This is a genomic window from Robinsoniella sp. RHS (assembly GCF_001029355.1).
Taxonomy (GTDB): domain Bacteria; phylum Bacillota; class Clostridia; order Lachnospirales; family Lachnospiraceae; genus Robinsoniella; species Robinsoniella peoriensis.
The window spans coordinates 136,571-152,552 of the sequence record NZ_JNGB01000018.1; the positions used below are offsets into that span (position 1 = coordinate 136,571).

Sequence of the window (15,982 nt, forward strand, 5' to 3'; positions counted from 1 at the left end):
ACATTTGCAAATATTTGCAACAGTGAATGTAATTCGATTAGTGAATATATTTGAAACAGAGAATTTAGAGGAGAATACAAATGAAAAAGAATTTATTGGCGGTTACGTTAAGCCTGACTATGGTTATGGCTCTGGCAGGCTGCGGAACCAGTGCGTCAAAAGGAGAAATAACCGGTGCATCCGGTGATACACAAGCTGTAGAGACAGAAAATCCTGCAGCACAAAAGGACAGTACGGCAGAAGACGGCGGAGAAGCGCAGTCAGAGAGCCAGGCAAAAACAGCAGGAGAAAAGACAAAGCTCACATTTGTACTGGACTGGACACCGAATACCAACCATACCGGACTCTATGTAGCTCAGGAAAAGGGATATTTTGAGGAAGCCGGTCTGGAAGTTGAGATTGTACAGCCTCCGGAAGATGGTGCTACGGCACTTGTTGCTTCCGGAAAAGCACAGTTTGGCGTGGATTTCCAGGATTCGCTGGCTCCTGCATTTGCAAGGGAAGATCCGCTTCCGGTAACGGCAGTTGCAGCTGTGATCCAGCATAATACATCCGGAATTATTTCCAGAAAAGGGGAAGGCATGGACGCACCCAAAGGGATGGAAGACCATGTTTATGCTACCTGGGATCTACCGGTAGAAAAAGCGATGATTGCAAATGTAGTAGAACAGGATGGCGGTGATTTCAGTAAAGTGAAACTGATTCCAAGCACAGTAACAGATGAAGTGACTGCTCTGAAATCAAAACAGGTGGATGCTATATGGGTATATTATGCGTGGGGTGGTATTGCTACAGAGGTAAATGACCTGCCAACAGATTATTTCGCATTTAAGGATATCAACCCGGTATTTGATTATTATACCCCTGTTATTGTAGCCAATAATGATTTTCTGAAAGATAATACGGATGCAGCAAAGGCATTTATGTCGGCTCTGGCAAAGGGATATGAGGATGCCATTAAGGACCCGGCTGGTGCGGCGGATATTCTCTGCAAGGCAGCACCGGAATTGGACAGCAAACTGGTTCAGGCGAGCCAGGAATATTTAAAGGACCAATATCAGTCGGATGCAAAGAGCTGGGGATATATCGATGCGGCAAGATGGGATGGGTTTTATGGCTGGCTTAATGAAAACAAGCTGGCAGATAAAGAAATTCCTGCAGGATACGGTTTTTCCAACGAGTATTTACCACAATAAGCAGCACGATTCAGTGGGACAAGTGTGAAAGAAAATCGCTTTCACACTGCTGATTAAGATATAGCACAGCTTTCACACTGCTGATTAAGGAATAGCACAAGCCAGCTTGCACGATTCAGGGGGACAAAATGATAAAATTAGCGGCAAACCATATATCAAAGGCATTTGAAGATAAACAGATATTATCAGATGTATCAATAGAGGTAAGTGAAGGGGAACTGGTCTGCCTTCTGGGGGTCAGCGGTGTGGGAAAGACCACACTCTTTAACGTTATTTCAGGGCTGGCTTCACCGGATGGCGGAGAAATTTTACTGGATGGAAAAAATATTACCGGACAGGCCGGGTACATTAGCTATATGCTTCAGAGAGACCTGCTGCTTCCGTACCGGACAATTGAAGATAATGTGGCGCTCCCCCTTCTGGTAAAAGGTATCGGGAAAAAAGCGGCGAGAGAAAAAGTATCTTCCTATTTTAAAGAATTTGGATTGGAAGGAACAGAGAAAAAATATCCCAGCCAGCTTTCCGGTGGAATGAGGCAGAGAGCGGCGCTGCTAAGAACCTATATGTTTTCTCAGGGAGTGGCACTTCTGGACGAACCGTTCAGTGCCCTGGACACGATTACAAAAGGTGCAATGCATAAATGGTATCTGGATGTCATGGAACATATCCGGCTGTCAACCATATTTATCACCCATGATATAGACGAGGCCATTATCCTGTCAGACCGCATCTATTTATTAACCGGGCAGCCAGGGCAGATTACAAAAGAAATCCGGATACAGGAGCCAAAGCCCCGAAGGGCTGATTTCAACCTGACAGATACATTTCTGGATTATAAGCGGGAGATTATAAAAGCGTTAGAACAATAAGAAAAGCTGTTATATAAAGGGAGACCTTGATATAATGGCTTTTTTTAGGAATGAGAAATATTGTAAAAAAGCAAACAAATGTTTGAAAAATAGTGTGGGCTGTGGTATACTAGGACACAGTTAATAATGATGAAAAAAGAATCTGAAGTTTTTGCAGAAAGCGAATTTGAATAATATCGGATTTTGCAGGACAAAGAGTATGTGAGCAATTATGATGGATTATTGTTGGAAAGCAGTGAAGGATTAGCGTAACCTGCAAAAGACAGACATTCTTTGAACCTATACTTTTTCGGTCACCACGGAGGTAAAATACATTATGGAGTTCAAATTACAATCAGAATATCAGCCCACCGGCGACCAGCCGCAGGCTATAGCCGAGTTGGTTCAGGGCTTTAAAGAAGGCAACCAATTTGAAACGTTACTTGGAGTCACAGGTTCCGGTAAGACCTTTACGATGGCAAACGTCATCCAGCAACTACAAAAACCAACCCTGATTATCGCACATAATAAAACCCTTGCTGCCCAGCTTTACGGTGAGTTTAAGGAGTTCTTTCCGGAGAATGCGGTGGAGTATTTTGTGTCCTATTACGATTACTACCAGCCGGAAGCCTACGTCCCTTCATCGGACACCTATATAGCGAAGGATTCATCCATAAACGATGAAATAGATAAGCTTCGGCTTTCAGCGACCACATCCCTGGCAGAGAGAGATGATGTTATCATTATATCCAGTGTTTCCTGCATTTATGGATTGGGAAGCCCGGTAGACTATAAGGAGATGGTAATCTCACTGCGCCCGGGAATGGAAAAAGACCGTGACGAAGTGGTTCATAAGCTGATTGACATTCAGTATGACCGGAATGATATGGACTTTAAGCGTGGTACCTTCCGGGTAAGAGGGGATGTACTTGAAATATTTCCGGCAGATTCCAGTGATACGGCTGTAAGAGTGGAGTTCTTTGGAGATGAGGTTGACCGTATCGTAGAAATCGATGTATTAACGGGTGAGATTAAAAGTTCATTGGAGCACATTGCCATTTTCCCGGCATCCCACTATGTTGTTCCCATGGAGAAAATACTGGAAGCAGCAGCCAATATTGAAGAAGAGCTGAAGGAACGAGTGGCATATTTCAAAAGTGAAGACAAGCTACTGGAGGCTCAGAGAATTTCCGAGAGAACGAATTTTGATATAGAGATGATGAAGGAAACCGGATTCTGTTCCGGTATTGAAAATTATTCCAGACATTTATCGGGATTAGAGCCGGGAGCGACCCCTCATACACTGATTGATTATTTCCCGGATGATTTTCTGATGATTATAGATGAGTCTCATAAGACGGTACCCCAGATTCGGGGAATGTATGCAGGTGACCAGTCCAGAAAGAGTACCTTGGTTGATTATGGATTCCGGCTGCCCTCTGCAAAAGACAACAGACCATTGAACTTTGAAGAATTTGAAAATAAAATTGATCAGATTATGTTTGTCTCTGCAACACCGGGAGATTATGAAGAACAGCATGAACTGCTGCGAGCACAGCAGATTATCCGGCCGACGGGACTTTTGGATCCCCAGGTTGAAGTTCGCCCGGTAGAAGGCCAGATCGATGATCTGGTTGGAGAAGTAAATAAAGAAGTAGATAAAGGCAATAAGATTCTGATTACAACCCTTACTAAGCGCATGGCTGAAGATTTGACAGATTATATGAGGGAAATTGGAATTAAAGTGAGGTATCTGCATTCGGATATCGATACATTGGAGCGGTCTGAAATTATCCGCGATATGCGTTTGGGTGTATTTGATGTTCTGGTTGGAATTAACCTGTTAAGAGAAGGTCTGGATATTCCGGAGATTACCCTTGTTGCAATTCTGGATGCGGATAAAGAAGGTTTCCTGCGTTCCGCTACCAGTCTGATACAGACAATAGGACGTGCGGCCAGAAACTCAGACGGGCATGTTATCATGTATGCAGATGTGATAACGGATTCTATGAGACTGGCAATTGGCGAGACACAGAGAAGGCGTGCCGTGCAGGAAGCTTATAACCAGGAGCATGGAATTACCCCTCAGACCATTAAAAAAGCGGTACGTGATATTATCAGTATATCCAAGGCAGTGGCTAAAAATGAAATGGAATTCGAAAAAGATCCGGAATCCATGAGCAGAAAAGAACTGGAAAAACTGGTTGGAGAGGTTCAAAAACAGATGAAGCAGGCAGCGGCAGAATTAAACTTTGAAGCAGCTGCAGATTTACGTGACAAGATGATCACACTAAAGAAACAATTACAGGAGATAGAATAGAATGGCAGTAAAAAATGGTAAGCAGTATATAAAAATAAGAGGAGCTAACGAGCATAATTTAAAGAATGTTACTTTGAATATTCCCAGAAATGAATTTGTGGTTTTGACCGGGCTAAGCGGATCGGGTAAATCTTCCCTGGCATTTGATACTATTTATGCAGAAGGGCAGAGACGATATATGGAGTCTCTGTCATCCTATGCAAGACAGTTCTTGGGACAGATGGAAAAACCTGAAGTAGAGAGTATTGAAGGTCTTCCGCCGGCGATTTCCATTGATCAGAAATCAACGAACAGAAACCCCAGATCCACAGTTGGAACGGTTACGGAAATTTATGACTACTTCCGTCTGCTGTATGCCAGAATTGGTATCCCCCACTGTCCGAAGTGCGGGAAAGAGATCGCGAAGCAGACGGTGGACCAGATGGTGGATCAGATCATGTCCTTGCCGGAAAAATCAAAGATTCAGCTTCTTGCACCGGTAATCCGGGGCAGAAAAGGCGAGCATACGAAACTGTTTGAGCAGGCAAAGCGCAGTGGCTATGTCCGTGTCCGTGTAGATGGGAATATGTATGAGTTATCTGAAGAAATAAAACTGGATAAAAATAAAAAGCATAATATCGAAATTGTTGTAGACCGTCTTGTTATAAAAGAAGGGATACAGAAAAGGCTGACAGATTCCCTGGAAAATGTATTGAATCTGGCAGAAGGACTGGTTCTAGTAGATGTCCAGGATGGAGAACCGGTGCGGTTCAGCCAGAGTTTTTCCTGCCCGGACTGCGGTATCAGTGTTGATGAGATCGAGCCCCGAAGCTTTTCTTTTAACAATCCTTTCGGTGCATGTCCGGATTGTTATGGATTGGGATACAAGATGGAGTTTGATGAAGAACTGATGATTCCGGATAAGTCACTGAGTATTGCGGACGGAGCGATTACGGTGATGGGCTGGCAGTCTTGTACTGATAAAGGCAGTTATACCAGAGCGATTCTGGATGCACTGGCAAAAGAGTATAAATTTGATTTGAATATGCCGTATCAGGATCTGCCGGAAAATATCCGCCATATGCTCATTCATGGGACAAATGGAAAAGAAGTGAAAGTATATTACCGCGGACAGCGTGGAGAAGGTGTCTATGATGTTGCGTTTGAAGGGCTGATCCGTAATGTGGAACGCCGCTACCGGGAAACAGGTTCCGATTCCATGAAACAGGAATATGAAGCATTTATGAGAGTAACACCTTGTAAGACCTGTGGAGGACAGCGACTGAAAAAGGAAGCCCTGGCGGTTACAATTAACGATACCAATATTTTTCAGGTGACGGCAATGTCTATACGGAAACTCCAGAAGTTTTTGGATAGTATGGTGCTGACAGAACACCAGGAAATGATTGGACATCAAATATTAAAAGAGATTAAAGCAAGAATCGGCTTCCTCATCGATGTTGGACTGGAATATCTGACACTGGCAAGGGCAACCGGAACTTTATCCGGTGGTGAAGCACAGCGTATCCGTCTGGCTACGCAGATCGGGTCAGGGCTTGTAGGGGTTGCGTATATTCTGGATGAGCCAAGTATAGGACTGCATCAGCGGGATAATGATAAGCTGCTGCGTACACTAAATAATTTAAAGGATCTGGGAAATACTCTGATTGTAGTAGAACATGATGAGGACACAATGCTGGCGGCAGATTATATCGTGGATATTGGACCGGGGGCAGGAGAACACGGCGGTGAGGTCGTGGCTGAAGGAACGGCAAAACAGATTATGAAAAATAAAAAATCTGTGACAGGTGCATATCTCAGCGGAAGAATTAAGATTCCGGTTCCGAAAATAAGAAAAGAGCCGGCAGGATTTATTAAAGTCGTGGGTGCAGCACAGAATAACCTGAAGAATATAGATGTAGAGATTCCCCTTGGAGTTATGACATGCGTAACCGGTGTATCCGGATCCGGTAAAAGTTCTCTGGTAAATGAGATCTTATATAAGAGGCTTGCAAGGGATTTGAACCGGGCAAGAGTGATACCCGGAAAGCATGTAACTATCGAAGGAATTGACCAGCTGGATAAGGTGATTGATATCGACCAGTCACCAATCGGACGTACTCCAAGATCAAACCCGGCTACTTATACCGGCGTGTTTGACCAGATTCGTGACTTATTTGCATCTACCTCTGATGCAAAAGCGAAAGGATATAAGAAGGGAAGATTTAGTTTTAATGTCAAGGGCGGCCGTTGTGAAGCCTGCAGTGGTGACGGTATCCTGAAAATAGAAATGCATTTTCTTCCCGATGTATATGTACCCTGTGAAGTATGTCAGGGGAAAAGATACAACCGTGAGACGCTGGATGTTAAATATAAAGGTAAGAGTATCTATGATGTCTTGGATATGACCGTGGAAGAAGCTATGACATTCTTCGAACATATTCCATCCATTCGCAGGAAAATAGAGACTCTATACGATGTGGGATTATCCTATATCCGTTTGGGACAGCCGTCAACCACCTTATCAGGTGGAGAGGCCCAGAGAATCAAGCTGGCAACAGAATTGAGTAAGCGTAGTACAGGAAAGACGATATACATTCTGGACGAGCCGACTACAGGTCTTCATTTTGCGGATGTTCATAAATTAATCGAGATATTACAGCGTCTGTCAGAAGGTGGGAATACGGTAGTGGTAATCGAGCATAACCTGGATGTAATTAAAACGGCAGATTATATTATCGACATCGGCCCGGAAGGCGGAGACAAAGGTGGTACCGTTATCGCTAGTGGTACACCGGAAGAAATCGCCCGTAATCCAAAATCTTATACCGGACAGTATGTAGCTAAATACCTGAATTTAGAAGAAGCATAGTGGTAAACGGTAAGGGTGAAACAGAACCCGGTATCATCCTGGTTTTCAAGATAAGTTTTCTATATATAAATAATAAGAAAACTTATCTGTGGAATCCGGCATGATACCGGGTTTTTGCTTTAGGTAAAATGAGATTATTTCGGAAGGTATTTGACGAACTTCGATATATTGTTTAGAATGATTACTAAAGTGTGCTTCAGGCACATTCTAAGTTAGAGCTGGATGAGCAACAGATCAGGAGGTAATATGACTCAAGATGAATTAGATATTTTTTTGCGTTCTTTTACGGAACAGGAGAAGGAAAATCTGGTAAAGGGGACAGTGGATTTTGAAAATCCCAGGATTCATAGAGAATATAGTAAATATAGTTCCATGGAAAAGGGAGCATATTTATTTGAAGGGGATTATTTTATGAATCCTTATGAGAATATCGGTGTTAACCGGCAGGACCGTTTTGTGGATATTAAGCCCCATGCCCACAACTATATTGAATTGAATTATGTGTGGTCAGGAACTTGTGTCCAGATGATTGAAGGAAGAAAAGTAGTCAGTCAGGAAGGAGATGTGTGTATCTTCGATACCAGTGTGGTGCATTCCATAGAAAAAGCAGGTGAGAATGACATTATACTGAATATCCTGATGAGAAAAGAATTTTTTGCATCTGCATTTTTGTCACGAATGACCAAACAAGGGATCTTATCCCAGTTTTTGATGGAAGCGGTGACAAGAAATCAGCAGAAAAAGCATTATTTATACTTTCCATCACATAACAATCCAAGGGTCAGAAAGATCATGGTTGAGATTCTGTTGGAATATTATAATAAAGACCTGGGAGTACAGGAAGTACTTGACAGTTATATGGTCATACTTTTCACAGAACTTTTGAGAACCTACCGGGATGCGTCCAAAGAAAAAGAAAAGGATGTTTCCCACAATGTTCAGATTCTCTCAGTATTATCGTATATAGAAGAAAACTATGAACATTGTACACTGAGCGGGATGGCGAAATATTTTGGATTCAATGCTGCGTATCTGACCAATCTCCTAAAGGAAAAGACGGGTAGGAGCTTTGTAGAGCATGTTCAGGAACAGCGTTTAAATAAAGCGATGATCCTGCTGGAGAATACGGACCTTCCGGTAACGGAAATTGTAACCATGTGCGGATATAACAATATGAACTTTTTTTATAAGAAATTCAGGGCTGCTGTGGGATGCACTCCCGGAGATTACCGGAAAAGCACAACCTAAAAAATGGTCAATAGAAGCATAAAGAACCGTTATTGTACAACCTGCTGTTTTCATGTAATCTATATAATATAAATATGGTAACTGAATGTTGGATGGGCATGGAAACAAATATAAAAATGGAGGTAGTACAATGTTGAAAATAGCAAAGTTAAAAATGAATTACCAGGAAAATCCCGTGGGAGTTACTGAGGTACCACAGTTTGGCTGGATATTAGAAAGTAATAAACGCAGTGTTATGCAGGCATCTTATGAGCTGCAGATTGCAGCCGACGAAGAATTTGAACGTTTGCTTTTTAACAGCGGGAAGATTACAAGCGATGAATCCGCTCACGTGTTTGCAAATGGGTTACAGATAAAATCTTCTGAAAAATATTTTGTACGTGTGAAAGCTTCTGATGCAGATGGAGAATCCAGCGAATGGAGTGAGACAGGATATTTTGTGACGGCGCTGCTCACAAGTGAGGAATGGAAAGCAGAATTCATCTCGGCAGAGACAAAAGAGAATGCAGGTGAGTCCAAAGGGACTTATGTAAGAAGCAGTTTCGGAGTGAAAGGAAAAGTTAAAGCAGCTTATGCATTCACTACTGCCCTGGGATTATATAAATTTTATATTAATGGTCAAAAAGTTGGAACAGATGAATTAACACCGGGCTGGACTTCTTATCTGAAGCATTTAACTTACCAGACATACGACATCACCACGCTTTTGAAAGAAGGAGAAAATGGTGTAGGAGCAATGCTGGGAGCAGGATGGTATAAAGGTAAAATGGGATTTGTGGGCAACCGCAATAATTATGGTGATCAGACAGCATTTTTAGGACAGATATGTATTACATATGAAGATGGAACCACAGATACAATAGTGACCAATTCTTCCTGGAAGGGATGTAATGCACCGGTTTTGTTTTCCGAGATTTATGATGGAGAGATTTATGATGCCAGAGAGGAAATAGAAGGCTGGGCAGAAGCCGGATTTGCAGCAGAAGGCTTTTGGGATGTAGAAACTGTTTCTTTCAATAAAGAAGTGCTGGAAGCACAGAGTTTCAGCAAAGTAACAGAGGTAGAGCCGGTAGCGGCAAAACGAATTTTTAAAACACCACAGGGTGATACCGTGATTGATTTTGGTCAGAATATGACCGGCTGGATTCATGTAAAGGTAAAAGGAAAAGCCGGAGATAGAGTAGAACTTAACTGCTTTGAAGTATTAGATGCAGCCGGAAATGTCTATCTGGATAACTTAAGAGGGGCAAAAGAGACTCTTACATATATTTGCAAAGATGATCAGGAAGCGGAATACCATCCTAATTTTACATTTATGGGATTCCAGTTTGCGAAGATTGCAGCTTATCCGGGTGAACCTAAAATAGAGGATTTCACTGCATATGCGGTACATTCTGATATGGAACAGACAGGTACCTTTACATGTTCTAATCCGGATATCAACCAGCTTCAGCATAATATTTTATGGGGGTTAAAAGGAAACTTCGTAGATGTGCCTACAGACTGCCCGCAGAGAAATGAAAGACTTGGATGGACCGGAGATGCTCAGATCTTCTGCCGTACTGCAAGTTATCTCATGAACACTTATCATTTCTTTGCAAAATGGCTGAAAGACGTAGCAGCTGATCAGACACCAGAGGGAGGAGTTCCCCATGTAGTACCAGACATTCTTTCCGGTAAAACAGATGGTGACTGGCTGTTAGAACAGGGAAGTCATTCTGCAGCGGCATGGGCTGATGTAGCAGTTATTAACCCATGGACAATGTATCTCACTTATGGAGATAAAAAGATATTAGAAGATCAGTATTCCAGTATGAAAGCATGGATCGGTTTCATGGAAAAACATGCAAAAGACTATATCTGGAATTATAAATTACAGTTTGGTGATTGGGTGGCATTGGATGCACAAGAAGGCAGCTACTTTGGGGCTACCCCAAATGACCTGACCTGTACCGCATACTTTGCATATTCAACCGGATTATTTGTGAAGATTGCCAGGATACTTGGGAACAGCGAAGATGAGAAGCAATACAGTGATCTGTATGAAAAAATAGTGGATAAATTCCAGAGAACTTTCTTTGACAGTGAAGGGAATATGACTGCCCAGACACAGACAGCGCACATTGTAGCCCTGTATTTTAACCTGGTTCCGGAAGCATACCGGGAAAAGACAGTGGAAGGGTTATTGAGATTACTGGATAAAGAAAATGGACATCTGGTTACCGGATTTGTGGGGACACCGTATTTCTGCCATGCTTTAAGCCAGAACGGACATACAAAAGAAGCTTTTGAACTGCTGTTAAAAGATGATTTCCCATCCTGGCTGTATCAGGTAAAAATGGGAGCGACTACAGTCTGGGAACACTGGGATGGCATGAAACCGGATGGAACCATGTGGAGCCCGGACATGAACTCCTTTAACCATTATGCTTATGGTGCAATTGGTGAATGGCTGTACCGTGTAGTTGCCGGAATCGAAGCAGACGAAGAAAAAAGTGGTTATAAATTCACCACCATATATCCAAGAATTGGCGGCGGACTGGATTATGTGAAAGCAAATTACAGTTCGGTATATGGAGATATAACCTCCCAATGGAATGTTTCCGGCGATGAGGTAACTATGAAAGTACGTATTCCTCATAATACACAGGCTAAGATTTGTCTGGATCAGGCAAAAGAAGTCCTGGACGGGGATGGTCTGGAGTTTGTGGCAGAGAATGGTTTTATGAGCGCAAGTGCAGGATCAGGATGTTATAGTATACGCTTTAGAAAATGATTGTCTCCCTTTCTGAGTTTCACCTGGCAGCTCTCAGCTTCTCATTGAATTTACAGATTGGATGCGGTATAATAATGGAGTTTAAAGGGAAAAATTAAAGCCATTTTAAATGAAATATTACAGCATTTGAGGGGGAGCAGACTTGGCAAAGATATTAGAATTGGATATGACAAGTGAAGAGGAACTTTGCAATGTAGGGAAGGCGCTGTCTTCACCTATTCGGATAGAGATATTAAAACTCTTGTATGAAGAGGGGTTAATTATTGGAGACATTGCAAAGAAACTGGATATTCCTGCGTCAAGTGCGGCGCTGCACTTGAAGATTCTGGAGAAGGCGGGATTGATTAGAATGGAGACGCAGCCGGGAACCCGGGGGTCTACAAAGCTCTGTAACCGAAAAAGAGATTTTATTACGATTGATTTGTCAGCAGTGAATACGGATATTGATGAAATCACAAGCATTGAGATGCCGGTAGGTGCCTATTGCGCGTGCAATGTATCGCCAACCTGTGGATTATACAGCAGATCCGGAGTGATTGGAATGGAAGATGCGGAGTACAGTTTTTATTTGCCGGAAAGGGTAAATGCCCAGCTCTTATGGACATCCTCAGGTTTTGTGGAATATAAGTTTGCAAACGCAGTGCCTAAAAAACGATTACCGAAACGTATCAGCGTTTCTTTAGAAATCTGTTCCGAAGCGCCAAACTACAGAGAGGACTGGAAATCTGATATAACAGTCTGGATTAATGGTACGGAGTGCGGAACCTGGACAAGCCCGGGAGATTTTGGGGCGAGGCGGGGAAGGCTGAATCCTTCCATATGGCCCAATGGTTCTACACAATATGGATTGCTCATGACATGGGAAGTTCGCAAGGATGGGGCATATATCAACGAAGCCAGGGCTTCAGATATCAAAGTAGAGGAATTGAATCTAATGTCTCTGCCGTATATAGATGTAAAGATTGGAAATAAGGAACATACAAAATATGTGGGTGGATTCAATATATTTGGCAGAGGATATGGAGACTTTGAACAGGATATCGTAATGAATATCGAATATTAAAAAGTGTAAACAGTATTTGAAATTAAAATACAGGTAATGGCTGTTTTAAATAAACGGCAAAGAAAGATTGGCCTTTAGGGCTGATCTTTTTTTGTTTACCTGATTACAGACAGAGGGACGTGAAGAATCTGTGCTGCAAAAATAGAACTATGTGAGAAAAATATACATATTATGACATGATTTATGGTGATAAAAAATAATAGAGCAAAATAAATGTGAAATTATACAATTAATGCAAAATACATATTGACAAAAATGGTAAAATAACGTAATATACAAAATATAGAAACAGAAATATTGTTATAATAATATTTTTTGATTCTCTATTTTATCTATTTAAACAGTAAATATGTTTAAATAACTCGTTAGTGCCGGCAAAACTAACAGGGAGCAGCTTAAAAACCTATAATAATGTTGGAGGTTCTTTATGAAAAAAAGAATAGTGAGTGTGATTTTAGCGGTTTGCGTTTTAGGAACAGCATTGGCTGGATGTGGAAACAGTACAACGGCAGATAATAAGGAAGGGAGCAAAGATTCAACAGAAATAAATACCCAGGCTGACAGCGCTGGTGCACAATCAGACAGTTCATCTGATGGAGAAACAGCGTCAGGTGCTGTAACAGATGTAAACGAGGATGGTACCGTGAACAATCCGGAAAATGTGAAAATAGATGATGGAAAGCTGGTTTTCTGGTCCCTGTTCAGTGGCGGTGACGGAACATTTATGGATCAGATTATTTCAGATTATAATGGGGGAAGTCCCAAAATGGGCGTGCAGTCAATCATGTTAGTGTGGGATGATTATTATACAAAGCTGCAAACAGCTGTTGCTGCCGGGAAAGGACCGGATATCGGAATATCCCATGTGTCCAAACTGCCCGAATTAGTAAATGAAGGATCAGTAATTGCATTAAATGACTATCTGGATCAGCTGGGCGTGGATTTATCCGGTCTGTTCTCACAAAACTCACTGGACAGTGTAACTTTTGACGGAGATGTATATGCGGTTCCTCTGGATACACATGCTGAAATTATGTATTTTAACAAAGATATTCTGACGGATGCCGGTGTGGAGTTAAATGAAAACGGTCAGCTGGATATTGGAAGTACAGACGAGTTTTATGCTGTCCTGGATAAAATAAAAGCAGTTATCCCGGAAGGCAGCAGTGCATTATCTTTAACTAATTCCGGTGATGATCCATACCGTTTATGGTGGGCTTCTTACTATCAGATGGGTGGAAAAGCCCTGGTCAGCGATGATGGCACACAGGTAACAATGGATAAAGAAATAGCCGTAAAGGCAGCAGAATTTGTGAAAAGTCTTTATGACAAAGGATACATATTAGAAGGAATAGATGATCATCAGGCATTTTTCCAAAGCGGTAAAGCAGGTCTGCTGTTTGCGGGAACATGGGCGACAGGAGCGCTTGAGAGTACGGAAAACCTGAAGTTTGGTGCACAGACGTTTCCACAGTTGTTTGATAATGATGCTTGTTGGGCAGACTCCCATACACTGATTATTCCTTTCAGCAAAGAAAGGACAGAAGACGAGACTCTTGCGGCAGTGGAATTCGCACTGGCTGCATCTTCAGACGGCGGTGCGACCTGGGCAAAATCCGGTCAGATACCGGCAAACCTCAAGGTTCTGGAAAGTGATGATTATTTAAAACTGCCTTATAGAAGTGATTATAAGAGTGCATTAGACAAAGCGGTAATGCCAACTAAAAATCCTAATTTCTATGGTATGAAAGCAGGTATGATAGACAGTCTGAATGCATACTGGACGGGACAGACCGATGCGCAGGGTGCAATCGATAATCTTTACGGGGAATTGGAAGCGAATCTGGAATAACAGATTCAATTTCCAGGAAAACGGGAGGTTAAGAAATGCATAAAACAAGAAATAAAAGAAAACAGCTTTTCATTGCACTTGGTTTTGTAGCACCGTTTTTTATCTTGTATACCGTATTTACCATATGGCCTGTGGTTCAGGGGGTTTACGTCAGTCTTCATAAGTGGACACTGATGGGGAAATTAAAATTTGTAGGACTGGATAATTATCTGAAATTTATAGGAGATAAAAACTTTTGGGGAGCGCTTCAGAATACTACGGTATTTGTGCTGATCACTGCACCGCTTCTGGTGATTACTGCTATGGTTCTGGCACTGCTGGCAAACCGCCCTACCAGGATAAAAAAAGGCCTCAGAATCTGTTATTATCTGCCAAGTGTCCTTTCCGTTTCGGTGGCGGCATTTATTGCAAAATATATGTTCGCACCATACAGGGGGTTTATCAATGGATTTCTTCATGCCATAGGAGTTCTGGGGGCAAACCAGGAACTCCAGTGGCTGCAGGATGGAAACCTGGTTTGGGGGACGATTACATCCATGACGGTATGGTGGACAGTAGGATTCAGTATGATGCTTTATCTGTCAGCGTTACAGGATATTTCGCCCCAGGTGTTTGAAGCAGCAGCAATCGACGGGGCTACGAAACGGCAGCAATTGTTTTCCATCGTATTGCCACTGTTAAAATCTACCACGTATCTGGTAGTGCTGCTGCAGGTAATTGCCTGCTTTAAAGTATTCGGACAGATTTATATGATAACGGGAGGTGGCCCGGCATCTTCTACAAGGCCTTTAATCCAGTATATCTATGAAAATGCCTTTAAGAAAAACAACATGGGCTATGCCTCGGCAATGTCCTATGTCCTATTCCTGATTCTGGTCGTACTTTCGCTGGTACAACAAATGATACAGAGGAAGGGGGAACGGGATTCATGAAGAAAATAAAACCTGGAAATGTGATATTATCGACGATTTCCATAGTAATTGCAATTATTTTTACAGCGCCGGTATTATGGTCACTTGCAGTATCATTTCAAATAGAAGGAAAGCAGATTACTTCGGTTGTGGATTGGTTTCTTCCGCCCTATACGCTTAGTAACTATCCGGAAATCATTCTTCACAGTGAGGTGGCAAGATGGCTGATGAACAGTTTGTTTATTGCAGTTATTACCACGGGTCTGACGGTATTATTATCGGCAATGGCAGCTTACGCTATCGCTAAAATAAATTTTAAAGGAAGTAAGGCAATATATTTTTATTTTCTGCTGGGTATTATGGTACCGGCAGAAGCAACCATTGTTCCTCTTTTTATTACGGCGAATGGCCTGAATCTGATTGATTCTTATGCAGGCCTGGTTTTACCGGCTGTGGCAGGGTCTATGAATATGATTATAATGGTTACTTTTTTCCGTGGACTGCCCAATGAATTAATGGAGGCAGTAAGAATCGATGGAGGCGGAGAAATGACCATATTCTTCCGGATATTACTGCCATTATCCAAAGCAGTAATATCAACCGTATGCATATTTGCGTTTATCGGAAGCTGGAACAATTATCTTTGGCCTTTGTTATGTGCCATGAGCAGTCAGAAGTTTACACTTCCAATCGGGATTCCTACTTTTGCGGGTACTTACACCGTAGATTATGTGAAACCTCTGACAGCAAATATGGTGGCATCTGTTCCTATCATTCTATTGTATATTTTATTTGAAAAACAGATCGTACAGGGGATTACCATGTCCGGTGTAAAAGGATGATGTGATATAATGAAGGTAAATGAAAAAGGATGAAAGATAAAATCAGAGAAGGGAAAATGCCACAATATCATTCTT

At 42.1% G+C, this 15,982-nt stretch carries 10 protein-coding genes; all 10 read left to right on the forward strand.

Features of this window, described 5'->3' with window-relative positions:
- The first annotated feature begins 80 nt into the window (after positions 1-80).
- The 10 genes from RHS_RS10095 to RHS_RS10140 all read left to right on the forward strand — a co-directional run bounded on the left by RHS_RS10095 (position 81) and on the right by RHS_RS10140 (position 15,907).
- Positions 81-1,196, forward strand: coding sequence for an ABC transporter substrate-binding protein (locus RHS_RS10095; protein ID WP_044296549.1), 1,116 nt, complete (start codon positions 81-83; stop codon positions 1,194-1,196).
- Between the two features lie 128 nt (positions 1,197-1,324).
- Positions 1,325-2,065 carry an ABC transporter ATP-binding protein gene (locus RHS_RS10100; protein ID WP_044296550.1) on the forward strand — a complete coding sequence of 247 codons (741 nt, stop codon included), beginning with the start codon at positions 1,325-1,327 and terminating at the stop codon, positions 2,063-2,065.
- 316 nt (positions 2,066-2,381) lie between these two features.
- Positions 2,382-4,364: an excinuclease ABC subunit UvrB gene (uvrB, locus tag RHS_RS10105; RefSeq protein WP_047833102.1), complete on the forward strand. Its 1,983-nt coding sequence runs from the start codon at positions 2,382-2,384 to the stop codon at positions 4,362-4,364.
- A gap of 1 nt (position 4,365) precedes the next feature.
- A complete protein-coding gene (gene uvrA / locus RHS_RS10110) occupies positions 4,366-7,215 on the forward strand; it encodes an excinuclease ABC subunit UvrA (RefSeq protein WP_027296741.1) in 2,850 nt (949 codons plus the stop codon).
- A 246-nt stretch (positions 7,216-7,461) separates the two neighbouring features.
- Positions 7,462-8,463, forward strand: a complete 1,002-nt coding sequence (locus tag RHS_RS10115) for an AraC family transcriptional regulator (protein WP_047833103.1) — start codon at positions 7,462-7,464, stop codon at positions 8,461-8,463.
- A gap of 130 nt (positions 8,464-8,593) precedes the next feature.
- On the forward strand, positions 8,594-11,239 hold the full coding sequence (locus RHS_RS10120; protein WP_047833104.1) for a family 78 glycoside hydrolase catalytic domain: 2,646 nt from the start codon (positions 8,594-8,596) through the stop codon (positions 11,237-11,239).
- A 142-nt stretch (positions 11,240-11,381) separates the two neighbouring features.
- Positions 11,382-12,302, forward strand: a complete 921-nt coding sequence (locus RHS_RS10125) for a transcriptional regulator (RefSeq protein WP_027296744.1) — start codon at positions 11,382-11,384, stop codon at positions 12,300-12,302.
- A gap of 427 nt (positions 12,303-12,729) precedes the next feature.
- The gene (locus RHS_RS10130) at positions 12,730-14,154 is read left to right on the forward strand and encodes an extracellular solute-binding protein (RefSeq protein ID WP_027296745.1); all 1,425 of its coding nucleotides are present in this window, start codon (positions 12,730-12,732) and stop codon (positions 14,152-14,154) included.
- Positions 14,155-14,189: 35 nt separating this feature from the next.
- Complete coding sequence (locus RHS_RS10135; protein ID WP_047833105.1) at positions 14,190-15,086, forward strand: carbohydrate ABC transporter permease; 897 nt, start codon at positions 14,190-14,192, stop codon at positions 15,084-15,086.
- A complete protein-coding gene (locus tag RHS_RS10140) occupies positions 15,083-15,907 on the forward strand; it encodes a carbohydrate ABC transporter permease (protein WP_027296747.1) in 825 nt (274 codons plus the stop codon). Before RHS_RS10135 ends, RHS_RS10140 begins: the two co-directional genes overlap by 4 nt.
- The last annotated feature ends 75 nt before the right edge of the window (positions 15,908-15,982 follow it).

Bases quoted from the DNA above. Each gene is read 5' to 3' on its own strand.
- RHS_RS10095 (WP_044296549.1), top strand. From the start codon at position 81: ATGAAAAAGAATTTATTGGCGGTTACGTTAAGCCTGACTATGGTTATG.
- RHS_RS10100 (WP_044296550.1), top strand. From the start codon at position 1,325: ATGATAAAATTAGCGGCAAACCATATATCAAAGGCATTTGAAGATAAA.
- uvrB (WP_047833102.1), top strand. From the start codon at position 2,382: ATGGAGTTCAAATTACAATCAGAATATCAGCCCACCGGCGACCAGCCG.
- uvrA (WP_027296741.1), top strand. From the start codon at position 4,366: ATGGCAGTAAAAAATGGTAAGCAGTATATAAAAATAAGAGGAGCTAAC.
- RHS_RS10115 (WP_047833103.1), top strand. From the start codon at position 7,462: ATGACTCAAGATGAATTAGATATTTTTTTGCGTTCTTTTACGGAACAG.
- RHS_RS10120 (WP_047833104.1), top strand. From the start codon at position 8,594: ATGTTGAAAATAGCAAAGTTAAAAATGAATTACCAGGAAAATCCCGTG.
- RHS_RS10130 (WP_027296745.1), top strand. From the start codon at position 12,730: ATGAAAAAAAGAATAGTGAGTGTGATTTTAGCGGTTTGCGTTTTAGGA.
- RHS_RS10135 (WP_047833105.1), top strand. From the start codon at position 14,190: ATGCATAAAACAAGAAATAAAAGAAAACAGCTTTTCATTGCACTTGGT.
- RHS_RS10140 (WP_027296747.1), top strand. From the start codon at position 15,083: ATGAAGAAAATAAAACCTGGAAATGTGATATTATCGACGATTTCCATA.